Origin of the sequence: Sedimentibacter saalensis (genome assembly GCF_007830175.1) — a bacterium.
In the GTDB taxonomy this organism is placed as follows: Bacteria; Bacillota; Clostridia; order Tissierellales; family Sedimentibacteraceae; genus Sedimentibacter; species Sedimentibacter saalensis.
Window position 1 is genome coordinate 96,279 of the sequence record NZ_VLKH01000010.1, and the last position, 24,494, is coordinate 120,772.

Genomic DNA, 24,494 nt, shown 5'->3' on the forward strand with positions numbered 1-24,494 from the left:
TAATTAATAGCTGTCCCTAATAGTACTCAGCTGTTACAGCTTGCCTTCTTTCATGAACTTTGAATTTGTTCCGTTGATTTCAAAAAACTCTTTAGAAGCTCTTTTGCCTATTCCATCAGGATATTTTTTGATTTTGGAAAGCACTTCATCCTCATTGACATTTATAAGCTTTTGATTTTGCATTATTATTTTTCCGTTTACTACCGATAGATCAACTTCCCAACCTCTGGCACTATATACTAGGTTAGGAACTATATTTCTCATGGGATAAGTGTATATCGGCTGCATTGATGGGAAATTAAGGTCTATAGCAATGAAATCGGCCTGTTTTCCTACTTCCAAAGAACCCACTGATTCCCCAAGACCAACTGCCTGAGCACCTTCGATTGTGGCCATTCTCAATGCTCTCCATGCAGGCATTATTTCAGGATTGCCATATTTAATCTTATTAAAAACACATACATTCTTCATTTCATGTATAATATTGTGACAGTTATTCCCTGATGCCTGATCAGAACCAAGAGCAACCTTTCCGCCGCTTTCCTGAAATACTACGCTGGGACATACAATTCCATCAATGATGCCAATTGAAGCAGGATTTACTATCATTGATGCTCCACTCTTTGCAATAATTCGAGTTTCATCATCATTGCAATCAGTAAGATGTACTGCAATAAGACTACTATCAAGATATCCAAGATCATTTAAAAATTCAGTAGGCCTTTTGCCATAGCGTTTGACTATTTGATATGTCTCACGATCGCCTTGCTGAACATGCATATGGATTTTTGTATTTTTTTCCTTTACTATCTTCTGAATTTTGAGCAGCATTTCTGGGCTAACAAAATCAGCCCCTTGAGGTCCAAATAGAATTTTAATCCTTCCATCTGATTTGTTATGCCATTTGTCATAAAGCTCCATATTTTTCTTTAGGGCCTTTTCGCCTTGCTCATCATCAAATTCATAGAGCTCACCCGTCTTATATACTCTTCTTGTTGCAGCTCTTATATTTTGAGTAATATTGCCTCTTGCACCAACTTTATCAATGAATTTGCATACATTGTTCATTTCAAATTCATAGTCACCAATTGTAGTTGTCCCTGCCTTTACAGCTTCAATAATTGCTACCTCACTGCCAGCATCACGTTCCACATTAGTCACTACATTATCAAAAGGCTGCAGTCCGAACATCATCCAATTATTAGTATCCTGTGCCAGCCCTCTCATTACATTACATGCAGTGTGCATGTGTCCATCGATAAACCCCGGAAATATGGCATGTTCCTTCAAATCTAATACTTCTTCAGCTGAATATTCCGTATTGACTTTATTGCTATCAATAAAATCAATAATTTTTCCGCCGTCGACAATCATTGCAACATCAGTCTTATACCCGACACCTTCTCCTTTCATTGTGTAAAAATGAGGTGCCTTCACGATCATATCTACCTTCTTCATTTTCTACCTTCCAATAAATATTATTTATGCAATAACTTCTTGTTTACTTGTAATCTTTGAAAATATAAGCAGTGCACATGCTAAGATAACTGCAGTAATCAGAATGCTCAATGCATATAGTCCAGTCAATCCACCGAACAGGAATCCTATTGCCGCCGAAATTCCTACAGTAAGTCCATATGGAAGTTGCGTCTGAACGTGAACTATATGATTACATGATGCTCCTGTTGAAGATAGAATTGTTGTATCAGATATAGGTGAGCATTGGTCTCCAAATAATCCACCACTTATTACTGCACCTACTACGTACGCAAATGGAAGATTAAACGCGATTGCCATAGGAAAAGCTATTGGCATCATAATTGACCATACACCCCATGATGAACCTGTTGCAAACGAAATTGCAGCACCAAAAACAAATATCATAACCGGAACTAAACCTGGCGTTAAGTAATTTTCAACAACACTAGCTAGATATACACCAACTTGCATCTGTCCTGTAATGCTTCCAACCGACCATGCACAAATTAGTATAAATGGTACTGAAATTAACTGGGCCATTCCATCTACGAAATTATTAAATGCCTTAGTTATTGAAAATAACTTGGTCGTAACACCTACAATACCAGCACCAATTGCACCTCCAACGAAACCCATGCTAATTGCAAGGGTCATATTTCCGTTTAGAAATGCTTCTTTCAAACCATTTTCTGAAATATTGCCAGTCCAGAAAATTGTTGAAAACAATGACACAAATAAGCAAATCATTGGAATTGCAAAATTCAAAATTGAAGGTTCATATCCTTCTGGAAGCTCTGCCTTAGTTTCAGGAACTAGAGGCTGTACGCCTTCACCAAGAAGTTTTCCCTCTTTTCTTGCCCTTAATTCTTCTTTATACATGGGTCCTATATTAAGATTAAATATTGCTACCAATATAACAGTCAACATAGCAAACAATCCATATATGTTGAATGGAAGCATATGAAGCCATATTGACCATTCATTATCGGTTAACCCTCCTGCTAAAAGTTCAGCAGAAATCAGTCCTACAATAAAAGGACCATAGCTAGAAATTGGTGAAAATGCAGCTAAGTTGCATCCCATTGAGTCAAGAATGTATGCGAGCTTTGCTCTTGAAACCCTTACCATGTCTGTTACAGGTCTCATTATTGTGCCAAGAATTAGGCAAGGTTCAGTATAAGAAAAGATAAATGCTGAAAGGGCTGTTACAATCTGACCTTTTTTTGCATTATTGATTTTCTTTGTAACGATTTTAGCGAAAGCGTTTGCCGAACCTGTTACTCTTAGCATAGCCACAAGTCCCCCTGAAAGTGTTACCAACAGCAACAGACCTGCATTCCATTCACTTGCAATTGATGGGATAAAATAATCTCTGAAGACAGCTACAAATCCCACTACAGGATTAAAACCATTGAGCATAGTTGCTCCAACCCATACAGCTACAAATAATGATAAGATTGTTTGTTTTGTCATCAATGCAAACACAATGGCAACAACTGGAGGGAGTAAACATAAAATACCGAAAACATTTTCCATACATATTCTCCTTATCTACCAGACTTATGTCTGGCTAATTTTACTATTATAAATAGCAATAGTTGTGCCAATATTATGAATTTCTATATTACACCCATTTCAACAACTTAAGGGCCACTGTCATTTTAATAAAACAAAATTATTTTACTTATTGAGTAAAAAATATTTTACTTTTTACTTTTTCTTTTTACCTTTTACTTTTCAGTCCAAATTTAAGTAACTTATAATTCAACGTTTGCTTTGATATTTTTAATTTTTTTGCTGCTTGAGTAATATTCTTGGTAGAATCCAGAGCCATGATAATAATTCTTTTTTCATATTCATATACCTTGTCTTCCAAGCTAAGATTATCATCGATTTTAAGAAGAGTTTTATGCTCTTTTTCAAAGAGATTGAACATATATGCAGGAAGGTCCTTTATATTGATAATGTTTGATCCTATAACATTAAATGCACCTTCAACAATATTTTTAAGCTCTCTTACATTTCCAGGCCAATTATAATTACATAAAATCTCCATAACTTCACTGGAAACACCCATTACATTTTTGTTCATTTTCAAGTTATTCAAGCCAATAAAATAATTTACCATGAAAGGAATATCAGCTATTCGGTCTCTTAAAGGCGGAATCTCAATTAGAACTGTACTTAGTCTGTAAAAAAGATCCTCTCTGATAATATTTTCCTTCATACATTTTATTGGGTCTTGGTTAAGAGCACAGAGAACCTTTACATCAAAAGTCATGAATTCATTACTTCCAATTCTTTTAACCTTTTTTTCCTCTATAGTTTTAAGTATTTTAGCCTGCATAACCATACTCATGGAATTGATTTCATCGAGAAATATGGTTCCGCCATTAGCTATTTCAAATAATCCAGCTTTATCCTCGGCTCCTGTGAATGAACCCTTTGTAGCACCAAACATTATACTTTCTAAAAGCGTGTCCGGAATTGCAGCACAATTTTGCGAAACAAAAGGTTTTGAAGCCCTAGGTCCTGAACTGTGAATACTCTGAGCAATCATTTCCTTTCCTGTACCTGTCTCACCATATATCATTACGGCTGATTCAGTACTGGCTATCATCGGTATCATTTTTTTTATTTCATTAATTTTCTTAGAAGTTGTAATTATATCTTCTATATTGTACAGCTTTTCATCTTTAGTTGAAATATTAGGAATAACAATCTGTCTTCGTTCAATGTTCTTATGAAATTCATCATCAATACACCTTGAAAAGTCAATAGCACCAACAATACGTCCACCTTGCATAATAGGAAGGGTACTGCATACATTTGTTACACTATCACCATGAAGAGTGGTAAGATGTTCGATATGGTCATATATAGGCTTTTTGGTTTTTAACACATTCATAATTGTGCTATCTTCTTCTTTTATTTCAGGATGTATTTCCATGATAGTCTTACCAATTACTTCGTCAAGTCGAAGGTTGTATAAGTCAGTTCTGAAATTGGTATAGTATTTAATTACACCTTTTTCATCGGTTATTATTACTCCATCAAAATAGTTATATATGTTGAGCATTTTTGAAATATTAATATTACCCATCCATTTTACCCCCCACTCTTACAAATTCTGTTATTTACCAAAAAGTCTAGCATAAATCATAACAGTATGCAAACATTTTAGCAGGAATATACTTTCCCATTCCAATTTCACCTACATACTTTGCATTTTCAACTACAACGTTTCCCCTTAACAATACTGTTTCAACTCGTCCTATCTGTTTATTGCCTTCATAAACATTATAATCCACACCATTAGGGTTGTCATCAAGCTTCACTGTTCCATTATAACTAGGGTCAAAAATTACTATATCTCCATCTGAGCCGATTTCTAAAGTTCCCTTTCTAGGATATAAGCCGTTAATCTTTGCTGGCATTGTAGATATTACCTCAACAAATTTCTGTTTGCTGATCTTTCCTGCCACAACACCATTAGTCCATACCATGTGGATTCTATCCCCAACACCCGGAGAACCATTGGGGATATTAGTAAAATTATCTCTGCCTGCTTGTTTAAGTTCAGACAAATCGATACCGCAGTGGTCAGAAGAGACTGCAGTAAGAAGACCTTTTGAAAGAGCTTTCCATAATGCAATGCAATCCTCATCATCTCTTAAGGCAGGCGAACATATAAATTTTGCTGCTTCATTAAAATCAGGATTATCAAGCGCTTTCTTAGTTTTAGTTAGATAGTGGGTACATGTTTCTGCACTTACTCTGATTCCTTTACCCTTTGCTTCAAGCAGTTCTTTAAGAGCATCTCTGCATGTCATGTGAGCGATATATAGGGGGGTATCTGTCTGTGATGCTAAGTAAATAGCTCTTCTAACGCCTTCTGCTTCAGTGAATGGTGGTCTTGATATATAATGGTATTTTGGTTCTGTCTGACCATTTTTTATGCATTCATTTCTAAAAAAGTCTATAATTTCTCCGTTTTCAGCATGTACAAAAACAGTTACGCCAACATTTCTAGCCTTTTGAAGTATTTTGAAAAAAGATCCATCATCTACATGAAGAGGTGAACCGTTATAGGCCATGAAGATTTTTATGCTGGAAATACCTTTTGCAGGAAGCATATCTATTTCATTAAAAATGCTATCCATAAGATATGTAACCATGGCATGAAGTCCAAAATCAACACATGCTTTTCCTTTTGCTCGTACGTTAATTCTGTAATCGATTGATTCTATAAGTCCTTTCCATGGATCCTGAGGGGCAAAATCTATAATAGTTGTAGTACCACCTACTACTGCAGATTTAGTTGTTTCATATCCAGCCGTGTCTTTATTTCCTACATTGCAAAGAGCTGAAAAATGAGTATGTTGATCCACTCCACCCGGCATCACATATTTTCCTGTTGCATCAATAATTTTGTCAGCCTTACATTCATTAATCAATCCCAGAGCTATAATTTTTTCATTTTCTATTAGTACAGCTCCCTTGTATTCATTCTCAGCAGTCAAAATAGTGCCATTTTTAATAAGTGTTCTCATTATTTCATTAACCTTTCTATATTTATAATATTATCATAGCCTATTACTAGTTTTTTTTCTGGTGATTTAAAAGTATTGCATTTACTTATTTTCACTTTCATTTCAACAAGTGCTTCAGCAAACTTTACAGAAGGCATTATACCGTCTAGGACTGGGATTCCAAGTTTTTCTCTTAGTTTATCAACAAAATCCACAAATCCTGCACAACCTAGAAGTATGCATTCAGCACCGTCTTCTTCAACAGCCATTCTGCTTTGCTCTTCAAGTGCGAGTAATCCTTTTTCATAGTTACTTCCAAACTCAAGAACTGACATACCTGTTGATCTGATTGATCTGCAAAACTTTTCCGCACCATAGTTTTCAATAAGATCAGCGGTCACTTTTCTAGATCTATCTAGAACTGATACTATTGAAAAGTATGGTGCTATGAACTTTGCAGTAGTAATTGCAGATTCAGCGATGCCAAGAACTGGTTTGTCCGTAACTTCCCTTGCCGCTTGAAGGCCAGGATCTCCAAAGCACGCAATAATGAAAGCATCAACCATCTCTTCTTGATCTCCTTTCCTAACTTCTTCTATTACACCTGGAATTGCAAGGTATTCATCAACATAGCATTCAATGCTCTCTGGCCCTGTTTTAGAGCTTACTGCGATTATCTCCGTATCAGTCCTACATACCTTCTTAGCCATTTCTCTGATGCCATCTGTCATAGACTGTGTAGTATTGGGGTTAATTAACTTAATTTTCATTAATTCTACCTTCCTTATCAATCTGTATTAATGTTTCATAAAGCACCCTTGCTCCCTTGAAAATATCTTCTTTTTTTGAAAATTCCATTATGTTATGACTAATTCCCATATGGCTTGGAATGAATATAAGTGAGGATGGTGTAAATTTTGCCATATTCATCAAATCATGACCAGCTCCGCTTATAATATGCTTGAAAGAGTATCCAATTTTACGTGTACTGTTTTCAATTATTTTCATTAATTTTTCATCGCAAAAGGTTTCACCTTGTTTAATATACTCTTCAACAAAAAAGCCTCTTTCACACCATTTTGTTTGAATTTTATCAATAATTATTAATACGTTATCAAGATTTACATCTCTCATTTCAATTATGAATTCTGTAGTTCCTGGTATAACGTTAACCTCACCAGGCATCACTTTCAAAGTTCCTACAGTGCAAACCATCGTATCGCTAAAAGTCCTTACAGCTTCCATCATCTCACTTATTATTCTGCACGTCTTTTCTAATGCATCATCTCTCAAATTCATTGGAGTACTTCCTGAATGATTAGACTTACCTATAACAGTTGCCTTATATCTAAGAATTCCTACGATACCACTTACAACTCCAATATCAACTCCTTGATTTTCTAGACAACCACCCTGCTCTACATGTAATTCCAAATAGCATCTGTAGTTATCACTGCTTCTCTTCGAATCATAAAAATCCTCTTTTGTTAATCCTTGTGCTGTCATCTTAGAAAGCATAACGCTATCAAAACCTGCGCCTATAAAAGCATTGCTTCCAAATGTCCCGCCAATTACATTTCCCTCTTCTTCATTGAATGCAATTATTTCTATTGGATGACTATTTTTATACCCTGCTTCTTTCATAGCTCGTACCACTTCAATTGCAGCAAGCACTCCAAGAGCTCCATCGAATATACCTCCCCCTAATACAGTATCAATATGTGAGCCCATAGCGATGATTTTTTCATTACATCTTCCTTCGAGATAACCAGTGAGATTTCCTATTTTGTCAATATTTGTTTTTAAACCGGCGTTTTTCATAAGTACTTCAACAAATTTTCTGCCCTCATAAAAACTTTTGCTATATGCCTGTCTCGTTGTTCCAATACCGTCTACATATCCGATTTTACCAAGTTCATTTATATCATTCATCAGTCGGTTAATGTTTATTGACATGTTTTATACCTCTTATGAATTCTTCCATAAGATCCATTCCTTTCTGAATATTTTCCATGGAAGTAGCAAACGAAATTCTGATGTATCCTTCTCCACTGTTGCCAAAAGCAGTTCCCGGTACTACAACCACCTGCTTTTCTTCAAGAAGCCTGATTGAAAATTCTTCAGAAGACAAACCCGTGCCCTTTATCGATATAAAAGCATAAAAAGTTCCAGATGACTTCTTATAGCTTACTCCTGGCATTGATTCAAGCCTTTTTGATATGTAATCTCTTCGTTCTTTATAACATGAAATCATCATATTCAAATGATTTCTTGTACCATTAAGAGCCGCCATTGCAGCGTATTGGCTTGGCATAGACACACATGCAGTGATATTTTCTTGAAGTTTCGTAATATTTGAAATGATTTGTTGAGGGCCAGCAACATAACCTACTCTCCAGCCCGTCATTGCATAAGTCTTAGAAAAACTATCAACTACCAATGTTCGTTTTTTCATATCTTCAAAACTTGCTATGCTTTTATATTGCAGATTATCAAATATAATATGTTTATATACTTCATCAGATATAATAAAAATATCTTTTTCTTTTGCAATCTCAGCTATTGATTTAATTATTTCATTACTAAACACTATTCCCGTTGGATTACAAGGTGAATTAATAATTATAGCTTTCGTCCTATTTGTAACTGATGACCTTATTTTTTTTATATCAGGTTGCAAACCGTTTATAGTATCTGCAGGTATGGATATTGGAACTCCATAGCACATAATAATCTGCTGTATGTAATTAGTCCAATATGGTTCTATAACTATAACTTCATCTCCTGGATTAAGCATTACTTTAAGTACCTGATAAATTCCACACATTGCACCGGTAGTTACAGTAATTTCTGATATTGGGTCATATTCAACTCCTATTTCATTATAGAGATAATTAGAAATAGTCATTCTCAAAGGCATAATGCCAGTGTTTTCAGAATACTTGCTCTTTCCCTCTATTATTGCATTACAACCTGCAAGTACAACTTCTTCTGAGGCTGTAAAGTCAGGTTCGCCAATTGCAAAGCTAATAACATTGTCATACTTTAAAGATCTATTAAACATATCTCTTATTTTTGAATGTTTAATTGCCTTTGTATTGTCTGAAATAGTAATCATATTATATTATCCTTTCTGATTTCATTCTCTCATTGTGTTTTAATAAAGTCATTAACATCCCGAATACCAAAGATAACATTGCAGCAAATGCTACCTGAAGATATTCTGGAAGTAAGAATATTAATGTGTTGACTGGGATCCAGAAGAAAGGAATAGTCTTGAAAAAACTAAATTCAACAAATTCCCCCCATTCAACAGATGTTACCGATTCATACACTGTCATTTTTCTGTTATACAGATACTTTTCTTCAAAATAGTTACTAAATATTCTCATAGCTGCAGAATGTATAGGAGCAAAAAACAAATTGACAGAGCAGCTTATAAAAAATGCCTTTGCTAAATGGCTTCCATAGAAAGGGAGCATTTCGTCCTTCATAGCCAGTTCAACTCCTCCGCTTACTACTTTAAATGCTATTGTCACAAATAATCCACCAATTCCCCACATAATAGCTTTAGAAATAGCACACTTATTTACCTCCCATTTTCCATATAAAATTCTAGTTGATAAAATTTCTCCTGAAGAAGCAAAAATCATAAACTGAATAAATCCGCCCAAATAAGGAAACTCCTTGTTCCAAATAGTAAGCTTGCCCATAAGCGCTATGGTAGCCACACTGGAAAATAGCATTGAATATCCTAATGCCCATAATACATCACATTTTTTCATAGTTATCTCTGTACTCTTCCTGTTCTATTTCCGTTCATTAAATTTTTAACTTCCTGAACAGATACATAATTGAAGTCACCTTCGATGGTTTGTTTAAGACATGAGGCAGCCACAGCGAATTCAATGCTTTCTGAAGCAGACATTTTTTGTGATAATCCATAGATTATTCCTGCTCCAAAGCTGTCTCCACCACCGACTCTGTCTACAATGTGTATGTCATAGCTTTTTGAGAAATGGTAGTTAACTCCATCATAAAGCATTGCAGACCACTTATTATCATTTGCTGAAATACTCGTTCTAAGTGTAATAGCAACATATTTGAGTTTAAACTTATTAGTTAACTTATGCGCAACTTCCTTATAACCGTCGTAGTTAAGTTTTCCTGATGTAACATCAGTATTTTCAGCTTTAATTCCGAATACCTTTTCTGCATCTTCTTCGTTAGCTATGCAAACATCAACATATTCCATCAATTGACTCATAGTTTGTTCCGCTTTTTCACTTGTCCACAAGTTTTTTCTATAGTTAAGGTCACAACTTACCGTTAATCCTGCTTTTTTAGCAGCCAAAACAGCTTCAAAGCAAATTTGCGCTACATTTGGCCCAAGTGCAGGTGTTATTCCTGTAAAATGAAACCATTCTGCATCTTTGAAAATTATATCCCAGTTAAAATCAGAAGAAACTGCATCTGCTATTGAGGATTCAGATCTATCATAAATTACCTTTGAAGGTCTCTGAGAAGCCCCTTTTTCAAGATAATAAATTCCTACACGATTTCCACCCCTTATTATCATTGAAGTGTCTACACCAAAGTATCTCAAACTATTAACAGCCGCCTGACCTATATTGTGTACAGGCAACTTTGAAACAAAAGCTGCATCCAGTCCATAGTTGGCAAGTGAGACTGCAACGTTAGCTTCACCTCCGCCAAAAGTTGCTTGAAATTCAGATTCCTGTAAAAACCTTAAGTATCCCTTCGGTGCAAGCCTAAGCATTAATTCACCAAATGTAATAAATTTAGCCATTTCATTTTCTCCTTATCTTTCTAGCCAATTCAATAATATTTCTTGCTTCTATACAAATCTCAGTAATTTCATTCCATTTTTCTTCCTCCAAAAGTTTAGATGAAACCATAAATGAACCGCCACAAGCAGCAACTTTTTCTTCTCCAGCATATTCAGCCAAGTTACCAATTGAAATACCACCTGTTGGTATAAATCTTAGGCTTTCAAAAGGCCCGGACAGTGCCTTAATAGTGTCCACACCTCCATACTGAGCTGCAGGAAAAAATTTAACAACATTAATACCAAATCTTACAGCAATCATGATTTCTGTAGGTGTAACACAGCCAGGCAAAGGAACCAGCCCATTATCCTGAGTCCATTTTACAATCTCTTCATCAATTCCTGGACTAACAACAAACTTAGCACCTGCTTCAGCAGCACTTCGCGCTTGTTCCAGATTTACTACAGTTCCAGCTCCTACAATCATATCTGGAAAATTTTTGGTAATTCGTCTGATAACATTTTCTGCACCTGCAGCCCTAAATGTTATCTCAGCGACATTTACTCCGCCATTTAAAAGAGCCTCTGCCAGTCTCTCACTGTTTTCAATTTTTGTAAGCTTTATTACCGGAACAATACCTGTTTTTGAAATTTCACTAATGCACATTTTATTCACCCCAATCTGTGGTTAATATAACATTTTTGCATATGATAAAAAATCCAACTTAAGGTCTAATTGTTTTGGACATTCTTATATATGTCATATACTTTAGAATATTTTTAGTAGACTAAGGTGTAATTTAAATGTCAGTATTTAAAGTGAAATATATAATTTATTAAATTAAAAAAAGACTAAATCCTGTATACAGGATTCAGCCCTCTCAATCAATATGATACGAAAATTTAGTGTCATAAATTGGTAATATTTGTATTTTTAACTCTAACGGTTTTACCGATAAGTTCTTGCATTTTCTTTATATCTCATCAAAATTGATTTTATTTGTTGAAAGAGGCAAGCACTGTAGCATCTGCACTCTGTTTTTCACATTCATCTTCATATAAAGGCTGTGAAAATGTTTTTTAACTGTATGTATACTTATAGTCATAATTTCAGCAATTTTTTCATTGCTGTAGCCTTTTACCGCATAATTTAGAAGCTCTGATTCTCTTGAAGTTAAGCCGAATTCCTTGCAAATTCTATCATGATATCCTTTTGCATAGAAGTAACGAGTATCTCCCTTCTTTGCTTCGTAATACAGCCTGTATGCGAAATGCTTCTGTAACTGGTTAAGAACAAACAAATCCCTGTTGGTAAAGTCTCCGTTCTCTCTGCGTTTATATATTGATATTAGTCCAACAGCATCTTCTCGAAAAACAATATTCATACACGCAGAATAGCAAAATCTGTTTGGAGAATAGAATTCTTTATAAAATTCATTGATAGAAATAGCTTCCTTTGACAATGAATCGCTTTCCCTGCTAGCAGATGCATTTCTGCTTCTAATCATCCAGCTTATAGGGCTTTTTTTCATATAATCTTTCTCATATATTTTCACATACTTTTCATCAATATTACAGCCAATAGAACCCTTTAAAACACTGGCATCCTTTTCAATCAGAGAAAAAACTGCACCATCAAAACTAATCAGCATATTAATCCAATTAAGCACATTTTTTCTCATCTCATCCAAAGAGTATATAAAAGAAATGTTATATGCTATTTCATTCAAAAGCATCCACTCATTTTCTTCAAGAAAAGACATATTCATACCTCCTTAGTTGAAAATAACTACATCCAATCTCTATACATTTCCGAATATAATTCAAAATATTTTAGTCCCATTCTCTATGGAACATATATTACTTAATATTCTATTATTATGATGTATATATTGCAAGCTTTTTGTACTGAGCATTTATTTTAAAAAATAGAATTATAATCCTATTTTCCTTTACAATCATATTAAATGTATGGTATTTTTTAATCTGAAGTTTAATAGAAATATATTTTTTATATAATTAAAACTTTTTGAATCCTTGCTGCGTCTATAGACTGTTAAGACAATTAAGATGTGCATCAATACAAGGAAAGGTGAAATTCGTGCGAACTAGGTTAAAATTAGAAAAACAATACGAAGATTATGTTATAGAAAATAAGGAGAAGCACTACAGGATAGCTTACAGTTATGTAAAAAATGCTGATGATGCGCTGGATATTGTGCAGGAAGCTGTATTCAAGGCATATGTTTCTTTAAACACCTTGAAAAATTCAGAATATATGAAGACATGGTTTTACAAAATATTAATCAATTCATCATTGGGTTTTCTTAGAAAACAAAAAAAGGTGGTAACCATGGATGAAGAAAACATTGCAGCTTTTTATGATTGTGTTTTTGATGAATATGAAAATATTGATTTGAATAATGCACTGGATGAGTTGCCCGGCGACTGCCGCAGCATTGTAATATTAAGATTTTTTGAGGATTTAAAATTAGAAGAAATTGCACAAATACTCGGCGAAAATGTAAATACGGTTAAAACCAGGTTATATAAATCGCTGAATAAGCTTCGAATTGAAATGAACGATTAATGGAGGATTGCCATGAAAAATAATAATATAGATCAGCTTAAAAATGATTACATGAATATAGTTATCCCGGAAGAATTGGATTTTGCAGTAAGAAAATCATTAATGGAAGGGAAGAAAAAAATGAACAGACAAAAATACTTAAAAATAGCAAAAACAACGGCAGCTACGGCAGCAGTCATTACAGCGGTTTTCACCGTAGGAATTAACACAAGCGAAGCATTGGCTCTTACGCTTTCAGAAATACCTGTGATAAACAAGATAGTGAGGGTTTTGACATTCAGAGAATATAAAATAAATGAAGACACATATAATGCAAACATAAAGACACCTGCAATAGAAGGTCTTGAAAATAAGGAACTTGAAAGCAGCCTCAATGAAAAGTATCTGGAAGAAAACAAATTGCTGTATGAACAATTTGCAAAAGACATGGAAAGTATGAAAGCAAACAACGGTGGCCACCTTGGCGTTGATAGCGGGTATGTTGTAAAAACCGATACAGACAAAATATTGTCAGTGGGGCGTTATGTTGTCAATACGGTTGGTTCTTCTTCCACGACTTTTCAATATGATACCATTGACAAGGAAAATGAAATATTGATAACTCTCCCAAGCCTTTTCAAAGATGAAAGCTATATTGATATCATAAGCGAAAATATAAAAGAACAAATGATTAAATTACACGAGATTGATGAATACAATGTTTACTGGATTGAAGGCATCGAAGATTCATCTATGGCTGTATTTAACAAAATATCAAGCAATCAGAGCTTTTATATAAATAATGAAAATAAACTGGTTATTTCATTTGACAAATATGAAGTTGCACCTGGGTATATGGGAGTACTGGAATTTCAAATCCCTTCTGATATCCTTGGTGATGTTTTAATAAGTGATGAATATATAAAATAATACATCTCACAACCCCGCAGTCTTATGCGGGGTATTTATTTCATTGAACTTGCTGCGACAACTTTGTTTCTTCCTGATTCCTTAGCCTTGTATAGGGCTTTGTCAAGGCGCTGATACCAGTCTTCAAAAGATTCGCCCTTCATTCTTACAGCTACGCCGAAGCTTGCAGTCTGTCTGCCTGCAACAGTAAATTTTTTTTCTTCCAGAGCAGCGCGTATTTTTTCAGCCAATAAAACAGCTCCATCTTCTGATGTCTGGGACATCAATATCACAAACTCTTCGCCTCCGTATCTCACAAAAATATCAGACTTGCGTATGATACTGCTTACTGTCTGGGCTGATTGCTTTAATATTTCATCACCAACAAGATGACCATATGTGTCGTTGACAATTTTAAAATTATCTAAATCAAGCAATATCATTGATAGTGGTTTGTTGCTTTTTTCTGACATATCAATTTCATTGTCAATAATTGTATCAAATAAACGTCTGTTGTTGATGCCTGTCAGCTGATCTTTAAATGCATCTTCTCTTAATTTTTTCTCAGTAGCAACTTTTTCTGTAATATCTCTTGCAGAATAATATATGTATTTGCCAATACTTGTCTGTGTGTGCCATTCAAGAAATTTATATGAACCGTCCCTGCAAAGAAACCTGCTTATGAAATCCGAAGGTATATGTTTTTCATCAGCAATATTTACAGCTGATTTATCTGCATTTTCTGTGTGCATAAACGAAAAAATACTCTTTCCATCAAGATCTTCAGCCTTATAACCTAGAACATCTTCAAACTTTTTATTAATCCTGTGAAATATCCCGCCTGTGTCTGTGACACAAAGCATATCAAGATTCATATTGAGAAATTCCTCAATTTCCTTTTCCTGTTCATATTCAACTGTCATGTCTTTAAATGAAACTACAACACCCGCTATGGATTTGTCATCGGAAATAATTCCTGCTGCGCTGCCTCTTATGTAAATTTCAGATCCGCTGTTTGAAATCAATGCAGTATTTTGTTCAAAATCAAAATTTTCTTTTGTTTCAAGCACATAATTAACCGGATTTTTGCTTTTAAGACCTGTATTAACATTAACGCTGTTAAACACATTTTGGAAGTCTTGACCATATGCCTGCTGCTTTTTCCATCCTGTTCTTTGTTCCGCAATATTGTTCATAAGGGTTATTTTGCCTTTATTATCAGTGACAATAATTCCTTCATTGATTGAGAAAAGAGTGGTTTTAAAAAGTTCTTTTTCTTTTTTCACTGCTAACTCGCTTTTTTTACGTTCATCAACCTGTTGTATTGAAATAAGCAGCAATAAACTTATTACGATTATGGGAAATGTTGCTACCAATGCTTCAACTGCAATTCTCCAAACAGGTACTCGAATAAATAAATTCCATGGTGTGTCATCAAAAGAAGCAGAATAAAAATAATAACCGCCCAGTCTATGAACTGTTTCTTTTTCATAAGTTTTCATAGTTTCTACATAATTTTTAGAAACTTCGCTTAAATCATATATTTTGTGAATTTGATCAGATGACATACTTTTGCTGCTGGTTGCCAGAATTGTATCTGTTTCGTCCACCAGGTAGCTTTCATAGTTTGAATTTATAATGTTGTTAAGCCATTCATTTGTTAAATCCAAAGACACAACACCTTTAAATGTGTCATCGTCATATACCGGAGCCGACAATGTAACCATGAGCCCTTTTCCTGCATGATCAACATATGCGGAAGTCCATATTATTTTACGCGTGGGGTTATTCTCGGGATTTGCCACCTTAAAAAATTCCACCGTTTTAAGATTTTCTGAATATTTAAAGTCTTTTGATGAAACCCATGGGAATATATTTATAAAGTTATTATTACTTGTGTAATACAACCACGCCACATCAGGATACTTTTCAAAATGGCTGGAAAAGAATTTATTGTATTGCAGTGCAAGATTTATTTCATTTCTTACCATTCCTTCTTCTGGAATCTGTCCGATGCCTGTAATGTTTCCTGTTTCTTTTTCATGCTGAGTACCTTTGATGGTATCCAAGCTGAAAGTATTTGTTTCTTCTTCATATGTTAATAAGCTTAAATATTTGTTGTCAATGACATACTCATTTTCAAAAAATAGATTCCCGTATATTGACATACTTTTTATAAAACTGCTGCTTATTTGAACATGCTCTCTGAGTAGATTTCCCCTTGCTCTTGAAGTTTCTTCGAATTCATCAAATGAAGAATCATAATTGTTGCTAAATGAAATAAGAAAAGCAATTATCAGGAGAATGATTATATTAATATTTTTAATGTTTGTAAACCTTGATTTCAAGAATTATACCAGCTCTGAACTATAGAAATATTCAGATATCCTTTTAATGAATTTCCTTATATAATCTTACAATTAGTATGCCTTTATTTCATACAGATTGTAACATTTATTTGTCTCTTTTGAAAGAAAAAAGTTTTCGGATATTGTCAAAAAATCAAATGAATTTTGTAAAATTCTTTTTAATCAGCTGACTATATTTTATAAAATATGATGTTGACTTATACTTAATAAATATCGTATTCTGACGATAATAGTTTATGTAGTTAAAAAATAAATTTACAAAGGTGACAATATGGCAGCATCAGCATTTGTATATACTATTCATTCTTATGTCCTATTGCTTTTCATATTTATAATAGTATTATTTTTTTCTATATTAATTAAAAAAAATAAAAAATTAAGAAGTGACAAATTAGAATTTGATGAAATGAAAAGACAGCTGGAAGAAAGTGAACTGCTTTTCAGAACAATACTTGAACAGGCACCATTAGGTATAAGCATAGGCGATTCCGATGAATTTGCCAAAGAATTTTCTCCAAAATTTCAGCCTTTCAACAAGACGTATGAGAAGATTTTGGGCAGAACAAAGGAAGAGTTGGCAGGCATTGATTGGAAAAGCATAACTCACCCTGATGACATAGAATATGATATGAGTCAATTAAAAAGGTTGTTGGCACATGAAATAGACAATTATTCAATGGAAAAAAGATATATTAAGCCCGACGGATCATTTACATGGGTTAACATGGTCATAGCAAGGCTGGATTTGGGCAATGCTGCTCAAACCCGAATGTGTATTGTTCAGGATATAACTAACAAGAAAATGGCCGAAGAGTCATTAAGAGAAAGCGAAAGAAGCAAGGCCGTCCTGCTCTCTCATCTACCGGGAACAGCATATCGCTGCCTCCCTGACAAATCAAGAACTATGCAGTTTATGTCAGATGGATGTTTTAAGTTAACAGGTTATTATCCAGAAGAATTCATAAACAACAAAACGCTTTCCTACAGTGATATAATAGCTCCTGAGCATAGATGTATTGTATGGAAGGAATGGGAAAGAGTACAGACATTAAAAACACCTTTCAGATATGAATATGAAATTGTTTCTGCTTCCGGAGAATGCAAGTGGGTATCAGAAATCGGTCAGAGCATTTATAATGAAGACGGTAAAATTGAGGCTTTAGAAGGTATCATATTTGATATTACAGATAGAAAAGACAGGGAAGAACAAGTAAAGTATTTAAGCGAACATGATTTTTTAACAGACTTATACAACAGGAAATTTTTCGATGATGAGAAAAATCGACTGGACAACATGAATGAATGCCTTCCAGTAACTATTATGATAGTAAATATCAACGGAATGCGCCTTATAAACGATGCGTTTGGATATGATGAAGGTGATCAGGTTATTAAGGAAGCAGCTAAGATAATAGAGAGCTGCTGCAGGAAAAATGACATCATAGCCAGGACTGCAGGTGACGAATTCAGCATTATTATGAAAAACACCAGCAATTATGAAGGTGCCTATGTACAGCGTGAACTGCAAAATTGCTGTGAAGCGCACAACAAAAAAATAAGAGACCGAGCCTTTGATATAAGTATTTCATGTGGCATAAGCACTAAAGAAAATGCAAATGAAAGTATAGACAAAGCTCTTAAAGATGCAAGCGATGTAATGCACAACAGAAAGCTTCTCAACAGCAAAAGTTCTCACAGTGCAATTTTATCTTCAATAATGGCTACAATGTATGAAAGAAGTCATGAAACTGAGGAACATGCCAAAAGAATTGCGTTTATTTCAAGGAAAATCGGGAGTAATATGGGGCTTCCTCCTAATGTACTCGATGAGCTGGAACTTTTTTCAATGCTTCATGATATCGGAAAAATAGGAATTGACGATAGAATCTTAAATAAGCCCGGAAAGTTAAGCGATATTGAAAGCTCAATAATGAAAAAACATCCCGAAATCGGATATAGAATAGCAATGTCTTCTCCGGAGCTGGAACCTGTAGCTCAATACATTCTGTGTCATCATGAAAAATGGGATGGATCCGGTTACCCTAAAGGTCTAAAGAGAGAAAATATACCACTTCTTTCAAGAATACTGGCTGTCAGTGATGCATATGACGCCATGACTGAGAACCGCATATACAGAAAGGCAATGTCTGTTGATGAAGCTATGGCAGAAATCAAGAATAATTCCGGAACACAGTTCGATCCACATGTTGTAAAGGTTTTTATTGAAAATTACAATAACATAGAAAATAATAAAAATCATTAATGGTATATTCTACAATATTTATTTACACTTAATGTGTACATTCAAAAAGATCAGCATATTACTGCTGATCTTTTAATGTAATAATATCTATATTTAGTAATTTATTCTCTTATGTTGACAATAATGATTAATGATAACCCAAATGCAACTAAAATCAGTTTCCCGGCATCGAATCTTGTATCCTCCTCCAGTGCGTTAAAATGAGGAAAAATTTCTAAATATTTTACATTAACCACAGTATTTGGTTTTTTTATATATACACCGTCACTATTTTTTTTAGTATATCCATAGAAAACTTCTCCGTTTGGAAGTTCAAATGTATAGCTCATGTTGAACATGTACTTTCCGGATCTTGCATATGGAAGTTCTCCCCCCTCCCTTCTTACATCAGTAATAACTGCCATGCTTTTTTCACCAGTTATTCCAAGCAGCACCATGCTAATGCCGTAAATTATCAATAGGGCACCGATTATTGAAATTAGAAATCTTCCTGATACTTTTCTATGCATTTGTTTTACCTTTAATGATTCTTTCTATTTCACCATAATTTTCTCTAGTGCAAAACAAAGTAATTTTTTCTGCAAATCCGCCATTAATCAATATAACAAAATGCTTTTCAATGTATTTTATTTTACTTACATTTGTCCACGGTATGAATATGCGATTTTTTGACTTAGCCAGAAGTCCTGCTCCGGAAACAGCAGGATTTCCGGAAAATATTCCTGCCAGCACTGTCAATCCATTCAATAATCGACTTTTTGAAGCTTGTTTTTCTTCTGTACGGCAATATATTCCTTTTTCATCCACAGCAAATTCTGCCTCATATTTCCCGCCATAAACTACTTTTATTAATAAATACGCCAAAAGCAAAGCCGTAATTATTAAGGCCGCTGCATATAAAGAATCCTTACTCCATCCGGACGAAATCAAAATGAAGGTAATTACAAGTCCAAATGGCAAGCCGACGGCTATACCCAGCTGTTTTAATATTATTAAATTTTTAAATATGGGAATACTGTTGGTCCATTGTGCCTTTTCTATTATATTTGTATCCATATTAATACCTTAATTTGAGCCAACAGCTTTCCATTCATAGACATATTGGGTGAAAAGCTTGTTACTGCTGAAGAAATATATCTCGATAACTCTTTTTGCACCTTCACTTCCCTCACCAAATGAAGCTGTAACAGTTCCGCTCTGAGATTCATAGTTGTTGCCATCATTTGTTTCAAAAGTTGTTTTTCCATCTTCCGTTGAAAGCCTTGTATTATCAATCCAAGCTCCTGTTGATCCTGACCATCTGAATGCTGATTGAGTATTGGCTGTGGCAGTAATGGTTCCACTCAATGAAACCACATCATCCTTCCCTATTACATCCGGTGGAGTGCTCCAGTTTGCCTGAACAGTAAGCGACTCACCGTTAACATAAGGCGGATCGTAATAATCATCAGATTCTCCAATGTAAGTTGTTGTTACGGAATACGCTCCTCTTCCATAGCTTGGAGAATAGGTATAACTTTCAGACAGGTTCTGCAGGTCCCATTCGCTGTCATTAGATCCATCCACAACTTCAGTCAGCACCCATGCATATTCCCCCGAAGTAGCTTTTTCTTCTTTTGCATGACCCATTTCCTTAAGTTTTGCGAAATATTGAGTCTTTCCGTTTGTTCTGTCCGAATACCACACTCCTATGAGTTTGCATACATCTTCTATTGATATTTCTCCTTCGCCTGCTGTTGTGCTGGTAGTAAACTTTTTGTCTGTGTGGCTTAATATTTGTCCCATGACAAGATATAATCTCTCGATTCTATCTTCAAGAGTAATTCCATAATCGTAACCAAAAGAGCCTTCTTCCAGGAGTCCTCTGTCTTCAAACATCTTCAGTATCTTTTCATGGTACTCTTTTTGTTTGTCCACATCCTGTTCTTTTGCAATTCTGTTGTCGAATTCCTGCTTCAGCTTTCTGTCTATTTCTCTCCTGATATTTTCTTCCTCTTCTTCTGTCAAATCATCGGTGCTGATTTTGTTTCTTTTGCAATAAGCATTTATTCCATCAGAATAAATTTTATGGCTTATTCCCCTCATTTGAAGTTTAAGCTGTTCAAAGTCTCCTGCATCCAAATTGTATCCGTGCTCTCCGTCTGCACCGTTTTTATATGCCGAAAAAGCATCCTCAATGTTTTTATCCTTCCAGTCGGTAATTGCAACATCAATTATTTCCGCACCGGCAATCAGCATTTTACCTGCAATGTTTTTGCTGATTATTGTAGTTGCCAGACCCTTTGCAATATCCTTCAATGCTTCCTCATAATCATCTTCAGACATATCACCTGCCATTTTCCCATAGGTGCTTGCAATGGTTACGGATTCTTCCATGAAATCACCGTCCAGCTTCATCTGGTCAAGAATTATTTTCCCTGCTGCGGAAGAGAAGTTTTCTGCAAACTCCAATTCATCACCATTTGCTGCACTGACAAACATCCCTCCCATATAAGGTATCTGCTTTGCCATTGACTGAAGAATTTTCCTTGTGGTTTCCTTGTTTTCTATGCCGTAGGCATCTGCAAGAGTGTCGTTAAGATAGCCTTCAAATTTTGCTACGAAGTTTTTTTCCTGGTCTTCTTTTGCCCAAGTGTTTGTTGCCATTCTTTGGGCATAATATTTCAGCTGTTCCTGGCGGGAAAGCTGTCCCACAGCATAATCACTGAAATGATACGTTGTAAATTCAACAGTCCCCTCAGAGAGATTCACACTGTCAGGATGAAAATATTCCCACTCTGTGCCGTTGAAATAAGCTGCAAAGACATCTTCCTCTTTTTCGATAGAACTCAATTGGTCATTTGGAATTTTGAATTTTAGGGTTGCAGGTTGATTTAGTCTTACAGTTTCCTTGCCCTTCACACCCACTGAAACTGGTTCACCTAAAAACCTAAAGCCGTCTGCGCTGTAATCACTTATATTTTCAATAGATATTACAACATTTTCATCAAATGTATTTTCAGGCAGCATTATTTCTGCTCCATCTTTTTCTGCTTCACCTACAACTGCTTTGTCATCAGCCTTCACTTCCTGTTCAAAAACATTTGCCCCCGCTTCCGACGGTACCATAGCCTCTTCTGTGTTATTTTCTGCCGATTTTGAACATCCCGCCAGCAATAAGACTGATATAATTGCAATAAATACTTTTTTATTTTTCATATAGCCTCCTTTTATTTTAACAAAGGACAATTGCACCTGAAACAATAATCGTCCTCAATGTCATTTATGCTTCCGCATGCATTGCAGAATACAATGGTATCATTTGACTTATCATATTTTTCATAAGAATTCAATCCCTTATGATGACGTACTTTGTCTCCTATTTTAAAATAATTGTAAACCGTATCATCATCTTCATTTACAATCCTGTGAACTTTTCCTTCATTATCCTCAATCATCACTTTATATTCCGTGTAATAATTAATGTAGTAATCATTATTTAATGAATTTTGTTTCTTTTGCTTTTTCTCTATTTTTTTATCCAGGACAACACCATCCCATGTTTTATCTTTGTTTCTTGAAATTATTTGAAACAAAGCCACCAACATGAACATTGCTCCTACAGCCACCCCAATTAACAAAGCCTGGGGATTTTCCATTTCATTGCTTGTTTCACCATAAATAAAAAATCCAACAATTGCAATTAAAGCAAGAAAAACTGAAAAAATTGCTGACCACCTGCTCGTGTTTAAAATATATTTATTGAAAGCAGGATCATTTATTTTAGCAGAATAACCGGCCATTGACTGCCTCCTTTCCTTTATTTTTATTATATATAGCTACTGGAATTTTGTAATCATTATTAACGGGTGAAATTGAAAAAGCACCATCACCTTTTTCGGGTGACAGTGCTAAAATCATGAGATTTTAAATTATCTTATCAGAAAGCATTTTAATCAATTCAGATTTGCTTTTTATATGTAACTTTGAATAAATGTTCTTTATATGAGTTTTTACAGTATTCTCACTGAGATATAATTCTTCTGCAATCATTTTATAAGTCCTGCCATTTAACAACAAGCCGACAATTTCATTTTCTCTCTCTGTAAGTTCATTAAATATCTTATATTTTTCATAAGCATTAAAATCTTTTTCTCTTTCCTGAACTGATGTCAGATACGAATGATTTTTCAATAACCTTGAGAGTTGGTTATGAAGTATGGGCAAAATAATAAGTATAATAAATAATATAACAAGTGCCAACACAGATGAATTTAATTTACTGTTATCTGTGTTGTAAATAGCACTGCCTATAATACCTCCAATGAGAACGCCAAAAACGTTAGCCGACAGCCCGATGCCAAGAATTTTAGAAGGGTTTTCAGTATAATCAAGAATTTCTCCTATTATGCTCCACCAAAAAAGATCATAAACACCAAAAGCACCCAGCAGCAGGGTGTCAATCAACAAATAGCTTAAAACTGATCGGTCGAAAATCATGAATGCTATAAAGGAAAACCCTATCATTGCAATGGCCACATATAGAATATAAGTTCTATTTGTCTTATCAGTTAGATTTTTCATAATATATATGGCTGCAATGTAAGGCACTGCCCAATACCAGCTTGTCAGCATTGGAAAATGTTCAAAATCAGGATTTATGACCTGATACATGAGACCTGAATTAACAGTCATAACAATAATAAAAAAACATAAAAGTACCAAAGGGTTTTTGATATTAATTTTACTGTAATTTTCAATACAACTTGCCTGTGTCTTACAATAATTATCAGAAAGTTTTAAAGCAAATATGAGAGCACCTGCCAGCATGACTATGGAAATTATTATTCCAGCAGTTACAGATATATTAACGGCTATAAAGTTAATGATAATCATAAAAACATTAGAAAAAATCAATACATCAGCTGCAATCTTTATGCGTTCATTGGATTGGGACAATTGCTTAAAATAAAATGCCCATGCTGATACAGAAGCTCCTGCTAAATAAGAGCATAAAATCAATGCAAGCTTCCATACAAATTCAGTTCTGAAAAGAAACACAAAAGTACATGCTATACAAGCAGATATAGAGATAATAATAAGCCTTTTTGCTGATTTAATATTCTTCACATAAAATGAACAGCTTAATAATCCCATAAGGTGAGCCACTATTGATTCAAAAATGACGCTATCTGCATCAATTTGATATTTTTCCAAAAAAACATACAAAACCTTTCCTTCAAAAGGAAATGCAAGCAGCCAAGAAAAAAACAAGGAAAATACAAGGACAGAAAAGTTCCGTTCATTTAAAATAAAAATATTTTTCTTGCTTTCATTTTTCATCATAATACACCCACAATAATAGTTGTTAATTAATATTTATTTTTTAAATTATACTTTAGAATCCTTCAAAAAACAATTAATAAATAAAATAGGAATATGAAATAAATCTGTTATAAATATGCTGTATTTATAATTCCATCTATAAATTAAATAGCATTCAACTAAAACAGGATAGAACGTTAAAAAATTCTATCCTGCTAAATTCATGCTAATATTTGTAATTTAATTTTAGAACATTATACTTAGATTCTATACTTTTTTT

At 34.4% G+C, this 24,494-nt stretch carries 20 protein-coding genes; 3 read left to right on the forward strand and 17 right to left on the reverse strand.

The window, feature by feature from the left end; translation table 11 throughout:
- Positions 1–33 precede the first annotated feature (33 nt).
- From LY60_RS14690 to LY60_RS14740, 11 genes are all read right to left on the reverse strand, one after another.
- Positions 34–1,458: an amidohydrolase family protein gene (locus LY60_RS14690; RefSeq protein WP_145085515.1), complete on the reverse strand. Its 1,425-nt coding sequence runs from the start codon at positions 1,456–1,458 to the stop codon at positions 34–36.
- Between the two features lie 24 nt (positions 1,459–1,482).
- The gene (locus LY60_RS14695) at positions 1,483–3,015 is read right to left on the reverse strand and encodes a Na+/H+ antiporter NhaC family protein (RefSeq protein ID WP_145085518.1); all 1,533 of its coding nucleotides are present in this window, start codon (positions 3,013–3,015) and stop codon (positions 1,483–1,485) included.
- Positions 3,016–3,202: 187 nt separating this feature from the next.
- Positions 3,203–4,582: a sigma-54 interaction domain-containing protein gene (locus LY60_RS14700; protein ID WP_145085521.1), complete on the reverse strand. Its 1,380-nt coding sequence runs from the start codon at positions 4,580–4,582 to the stop codon at positions 3,203–3,205.
- 46 nt (positions 4,583–4,628) lie between these two features.
- Complete coding sequence (hydA, locus tag LY60_RS14705) at positions 4,629–6,032, reverse strand: dihydropyrimidinase (protein WP_145085525.1); 1,404 nt, start codon at positions 6,030–6,032, stop codon at positions 4,629–4,631.
- On the reverse strand, positions 6,032–6,781 hold the full coding sequence (locus tag LY60_RS14710) for an aspartate/glutamate racemase family protein (RefSeq protein WP_145085529.1): 750 nt from the start codon (positions 6,779–6,781) through the stop codon (positions 6,032–6,034). Before LY60_RS14710 ends, hydA begins: the two co-directional genes overlap by 1 nt.
- A complete protein-coding gene (locus LY60_RS14715) occupies positions 6,771–7,967 on the reverse strand; it encodes a Zn-dependent hydrolase (RefSeq protein ID WP_145085532.1) in 1,197 nt (398 codons plus the stop codon). The genes LY60_RS14710 and LY60_RS14715 overlap by 11 nt, the downstream gene beginning before the upstream one ends.
- Positions 7,951–9,129, reverse strand: a complete 1,179-nt coding sequence (locus LY60_RS14720) for a pyridoxal phosphate-dependent aminotransferase (protein WP_145085535.1) — start codon at positions 9,127–9,129, stop codon at positions 7,951–7,953. The genes LY60_RS14715 and LY60_RS14720 overlap by 17 nt, the downstream gene beginning before the upstream one ends.
- A gap of 1 nt (position 9,130) precedes the next feature.
- Positions 9,131–9,796 (reverse strand): hypothetical protein, encoded by a 666-nt coding sequence (locus tag LY60_RS14725; RefSeq protein ID WP_145085538.1) that lies wholly within the window; start codon positions 9,794–9,796, stop codon positions 9,131–9,133.
- A 2-nt stretch (positions 9,797–9,798) separates the two neighbouring features.
- Positions 9,799–10,821, reverse strand: a complete 1,023-nt coding sequence (locus LY60_RS14730) for a sugar kinase (RefSeq protein WP_145085541.1) — start codon at positions 10,819–10,821, stop codon at positions 9,799–9,801.
- Position 10,822: 1 nt separating this feature from the next.
- Entirely contained in the window at positions 10,823–11,467 is a 645-nt protein-coding gene (locus LY60_RS14735; RefSeq protein WP_145085544.1) for a bifunctional 4-hydroxy-2-oxoglutarate aldolase/2-dehydro-3-deoxy-phosphogluconate aldolase, read from the reverse strand.
- Between the two features lie 307 nt (positions 11,468–11,774).
- A complete protein-coding gene (locus LY60_RS14740; RefSeq protein WP_170226254.1) occupies positions 11,775–12,563 on the reverse strand; it encodes a helix-turn-helix domain-containing protein in 789 nt (262 codons plus the stop codon).
- Positions 12,564–12,901: 338 nt separating this feature from the next.
- Here LY60_RS14740 and LY60_RS14745 point away from each other — a divergent pair, with 338 nt between their 5' ends.
- A complete protein-coding gene (locus tag LY60_RS14745) occupies positions 12,902–13,390 on the forward strand; it encodes an RNA polymerase sigma factor SigV (protein ID WP_145085550.1) in 489 nt (162 codons plus the stop codon).
- Positions 13,391–13,402: 12 nt separating this feature from the next.
- Positions 13,403–14,299, forward strand: a complete 897-nt coding sequence (gene rsiV, locus LY60_RS14750) for an anti-sigma-V factor RsiV (protein WP_145085554.1) — start codon at positions 13,403–13,405, stop codon at positions 14,297–14,299.
- 35 nt (positions 14,300–14,334) lie between these two features.
- Here rsiV and LY60_RS14755 read toward each other — a convergent pair whose 3' ends face one another.
- Positions 14,335–16,626: a sensor domain-containing diguanylate cyclase gene (locus LY60_RS14755; protein WP_145085559.1), complete on the reverse strand. Its 2,292-nt coding sequence runs from the start codon at positions 16,624–16,626 to the stop codon at positions 14,335–14,337.
- A 427-nt stretch (positions 16,627–17,053) separates the two neighbouring features.
- On the opposite strand from LY60_RS14755, the gene LY60_RS14760 reads away from it, so the two are divergent.
- Positions 17,054–18,910: a sensor domain-containing diguanylate cyclase/phosphohydrolase gene (locus LY60_RS14760; RefSeq protein ID WP_170226255.1), complete on the forward strand. Its 1,857-nt coding sequence runs from the start codon at positions 17,054–17,056 to the stop codon at positions 18,908–18,910.
- A 101-nt stretch (positions 18,911–19,011) separates the two neighbouring features.
- Here LY60_RS14760 and LY60_RS14765 read toward each other — a convergent pair whose 3' ends face one another.
- The 5 genes from LY60_RS14765 to LY60_RS14785 all read right to left on the reverse strand — a co-directional run bounded on the left by LY60_RS14765 (position 19,012) and on the right by LY60_RS14785 (position 24,235).
- The gene (locus LY60_RS14765) at positions 19,012–19,419 is read right to left on the reverse strand and encodes a hypothetical protein (protein ID WP_145085565.1); all 408 of its coding nucleotides are present in this window, start codon (positions 19,417–19,419) and stop codon (positions 19,012–19,014) included.
- Positions 19,412–19,966 (reverse strand): hypothetical protein, encoded by a 555-nt coding sequence (locus tag LY60_RS14770; RefSeq protein WP_145085568.1) that lies wholly within the window; start codon positions 19,964–19,966, stop codon positions 19,412–19,414. The genes LY60_RS14765 and LY60_RS14770 overlap by 8 nt, the downstream gene beginning before the upstream one ends.
- A gap of 9 nt (positions 19,967–19,975) precedes the next feature.
- The gene (locus tag LY60_RS14775) at positions 19,976–22,108 is read right to left on the reverse strand and encodes a hypothetical protein (protein WP_145085571.1); all 2,133 of its coding nucleotides are present in this window, start codon (positions 22,106–22,108) and stop codon (positions 19,976–19,978) included.
- Between the two features lie 11 nt (positions 22,109–22,119).
- Complete coding sequence (locus LY60_RS14780) at positions 22,120–22,692, reverse strand: hypothetical protein (protein ID WP_145085574.1); 573 nt, start codon at positions 22,690–22,692, stop codon at positions 22,120–22,122.
- A 124-nt stretch (positions 22,693–22,816) separates the two neighbouring features.
- On the reverse strand, positions 22,817–24,235 hold the full coding sequence (locus LY60_RS14785; RefSeq protein ID WP_145085577.1) for a LuxR family transcriptional regulator: 1,419 nt from the start codon (positions 24,233–24,235) through the stop codon (positions 22,817–22,819).
- Positions 24,236–24,494 lie beyond the last annotated feature (259 nt).

Excerpts from the sequence above, each read along its gene's own strand:
- LY60_RS14730 (WP_145085541.1), bottom strand. The coding sequence starts at position 10,821 with ATGGCTAAATTTATTACATTTGGTGAATTAATGCTTAGGCTTGCACCG.
- LY60_RS14775 (WP_145085571.1), bottom strand. The coding sequence starts at position 22,108 with ATGAAAAATAAAAAAGTATTTATTGCAATTATATCAGTCTTATTGCTG.
- rsiV (WP_145085554.1), top strand. The coding sequence starts at position 13,403 with ATGAAAAATAATAATATAGATCAGCTTAAAAATGATTACATGAATATA.
- LY60_RS14765 (WP_145085565.1), bottom strand. The coding sequence starts at position 19,419 with ATGCATAGAAAAGTATCAGGAAGATTTCTAATTTCAATAATCGGTGCC.
- LY60_RS14720 (WP_145085535.1), bottom strand. The coding sequence starts at position 9,129 with ATGATTACTATTTCAGACAATACAAAGGCAATTAAACATTCAAAAATA.
- hydA (WP_145085525.1), bottom strand. The coding sequence starts at position 6,032 with ATGAGAACACTTATTAAAAATGGCACTATTTTGACTGCTGAGAATGAA.
- LY60_RS14700 (WP_145085521.1), bottom strand. The coding sequence starts at position 4,582 with ATGGGTAATATTAATATTTCAAAAATGCTCAACATATATAACTATTTT.
- LY60_RS14690 (WP_145085515.1), bottom strand. The coding sequence starts at position 1,458 with ATGAAGAAGGTAGATATGATCGTGAAGGCACCTCATTTTTACACAATG.
- LY60_RS14770 (WP_145085568.1), bottom strand. The coding sequence starts at position 19,966 with ATGGATACAAATATAATAGAAAAGGCACAATGGACCAACAGTATTCCC.
- LY60_RS14695 (WP_145085518.1), bottom strand. The coding sequence starts at position 3,015 with ATGGAAAATGTTTTCGGTATTTTATGTTTACTCCCTCCAGTTGTTGCC.
- LY60_RS14710 (WP_145085529.1), bottom strand. The coding sequence starts at position 6,781 with ATGAAAATTAAGTTAATTAACCCCAATACTACACAGTCTATGACAGAT.
- LY60_RS14715 (WP_145085532.1), bottom strand. The coding sequence starts at position 7,967 with ATGTCAATAAACATTAACCGACTGATGAATGATATAAATGAACTTGGT.
- LY60_RS14760 (WP_170226255.1), top strand. The coding sequence starts at position 17,054 with ATGAAAAGACAGCTGGAAGAAAGTGAACTGCTTTTCAGAACAATACTT.
- LY60_RS14735 (WP_145085544.1), bottom strand. The coding sequence starts at position 11,467 with ATGTGCATTAGTGAAATTTCAAAAACAGGTATTGTTCCGGTAATAAAG.
- LY60_RS14785 (WP_145085577.1), bottom strand. The coding sequence starts at position 24,235 with ATGATGAAAAATGAAAGCAAGAAAAATATTTTTATTTTAAATGAACGG.
- LY60_RS14725 (WP_145085538.1), bottom strand. The coding sequence starts at position 9,796 with ATGAAAAAATGTGATGTATTATGGGCATTAGGATATTCAATGCTATTT.
- LY60_RS14780 (WP_145085574.1), bottom strand. The coding sequence starts at position 22,692 with ATGGCCGGTTATTCTGCTAAAATAAATGATCCTGCTTTCAATAAATAT.
- LY60_RS14740 (WP_170226254.1), bottom strand. The coding sequence starts at position 12,563 with ATGTCTTTTCTTGAAGAAAATGAGTGGATGCTTTTGAATGAAATAGCA.